4 protein-coding genes are annotated in these 1,599 nt (G+C 41.3%); all 4 read left to right on the top strand.

Annotated elements, in window-relative coordinates:
• The first annotated feature begins 129 nt into the window (after positions 1–129).
• On the top strand, positions 130–492 hold the full coding sequence (locus AACQ83_RS24045; RefSeq protein ID WP_112879905.1) for a hypothetical protein: 363 nt from the start codon (positions 130–132) through the stop codon (positions 490–492).
• A 13-nt stretch (positions 493–505) separates the two neighbouring features.
• Complete coding sequence (locus AACQ83_RS24040; RefSeq protein ID WP_112879921.1) at positions 506–793, top strand: ANR family transcriptional regulator; 288 nt, start codon at positions 506–508, stop codon at positions 791–793.
• Positions 793–1,077: a hypothetical protein gene (locus AACQ83_RS24035; protein ID WP_049583068.1), complete on the top strand. Its 285-nt coding sequence runs from the start codon at positions 793–795 to the stop codon at positions 1,075–1,077. Before AACQ83_RS24040 ends, AACQ83_RS24035 begins: the two co-directional genes overlap by 1 nt.
• A gap of 2 nt (positions 1,078–1,079) precedes the next feature.
• The coding region (locus tag AACQ83_RS24030) for a Rha family transcriptional regulator (RefSeq protein WP_192881117.1) at positions 1,080–1,599 on the top strand (520 nt) is incomplete at its 3' end.

The raw sequence follows: 1,599 nt of genomic DNA, 5'->3' as shown, positions 1-1,599 counted from the left end.
ACGGGGGTGAAAAAATAACATCTAAAAATAACAACCGTGTATGCTGAATTAACAATGCAATAATTAGTTAACTTTTAATTACAGCTTAATGGCTGGGGATTGTCTCAGCCCTAAAATAGGATTGTATTTATGAGTAATCAAACATTAATTGAACGTTACAGAAATCGTTTAATCGCGGCAAAACTCGATGCAATGGTGAAAAAGACCAACAGTCATTGCATTGCTGTTAGTCTTCATGATGGTTCTATGTGTACTGTTGAATTATCAGAGGAGATATTAAAGAAAGCTTTACATGTGTTTTTTGAAGCGCCTGTTTATGACGAATATAAGCGAGAGAAAGCTGATAACTATATTTTAAATAGCTATACCGATTATCTGTCAAAACACTGGAAGTTAACAAATGAGGGTGATGACTTCATGAGTGCACTTATTAAGTTAATTGCAGAAAGGGCTAATCATGGTGGATTTTCACCAGAATATACTTTTCAGTAAATAAGGACTCATAGTGAATATTACCCATTTTAATTTCTCACAGAGAGCTATTCAAAGTGAGCGTGAAGAAAAGTATGAAACAGCGGCGGTTCTCTGGAATAAAGTCGCTGAACATGCCAGGCAGCAAGTTAACCGTGAATGGGCTGAATATCGCGTTGAACTGAATTTAAAACGTCATTCATTACAAGAGCGTTATGAACAATGGCAAGCAGATAACAAACAACGTCGCAAAAAAGAGAGAGAAGCGAAACAACTCGCTGATGCTCTAAAGGCTCACATTAATAAAGTGGAGGGATTGTAATGGGCTGTCAAAACAAACCCCATACAGCCGGTGTGACTTCTGTCAGTCGGGAATCCAGAGTAACCCACAATCGCAGACAGGCACGCAAATTAACACCGGAAGAGTTCCTGTCACTGGATGCAGTGAAAGAGTACCTCGCAATTTATCCCGATAGTGTCAGGCGTGATCCCGACACCGATGAAATCTGGTTAAACAAAACGCTAATGATTATGTACCTGGACCTGTGCCAAGAAAAGAAATTCAAGAAAGCCTTACTTAAGGCAATGAAAAAGCAAGGGGTATGAAAATGACCAATGTAACCACCACCAGCAATCAGCCAATGATGAGCAGCCGTGAAATTGCTGAGCTAACAGACAAGCGTCACGATAACGTTATTCGTGACATCCGGGAAATTCTGAAAGCCGTTTATAGCATTGAATTTGATTCCTCATTTTTGAGGAATCATAGAAATCAACAAGTTATGTTTACTTCGGGGATTACTGTTGTTATTGATGAGCGTGGCTTTATCAGTGAAATTCTCCTTGATCGCCGGAATACCGAAATCCTGATCACCGGATATGACGTAAGACGTCGGGCCGCCATCATTGATCGCTGGTTTGCTCTGGAGTCTGGCGCCACAAAACCAAAATCCCAGGCTGAACTTAACCTCGCTTACGCCTTAGCGCAAGTGGAACAGGAACGCCGCCTTAACCAGGTTGAAGAAAAAGTTGAACAGGTTCATGAAACCATTGAGCAAATCAAGCAAGGCGCTATTCCCACGGGCTGGATTGGGTTCTCTCTGGCTGCGACTGAATCAGGATTGACCA

Source organism: Photorhabdus sp. S10-54, assembly GCF_963878145.1.
Taxonomy (GTDB): domain Bacteria; phylum Pseudomonadota; class Gammaproteobacteria; order Enterobacterales; family Enterobacteriaceae; genus Photorhabdus; species Photorhabdus kayaii.
The sequence above is the reverse complement of the archived record's forward strand: the minus strand, read 5'-3'. Positions and strand labels throughout refer to the sequence as shown.

What these genes read in the sequence shown, in the direction of transcription:
- AACQ83_RS24045 (WP_112879905.1), top strand. Translation starts at nt 130, where the DNA reads ATGAGTAATCAAACATTAATTGAACGTTACAGAAATCGTTTAATCGCG.
- AACQ83_RS24035 (WP_049583068.1), top strand. Translation starts at nt 793, where the DNA reads ATGGGCTGTCAAAACAAACCCCATACAGCCGGTGTGACTTCTGTCAGT.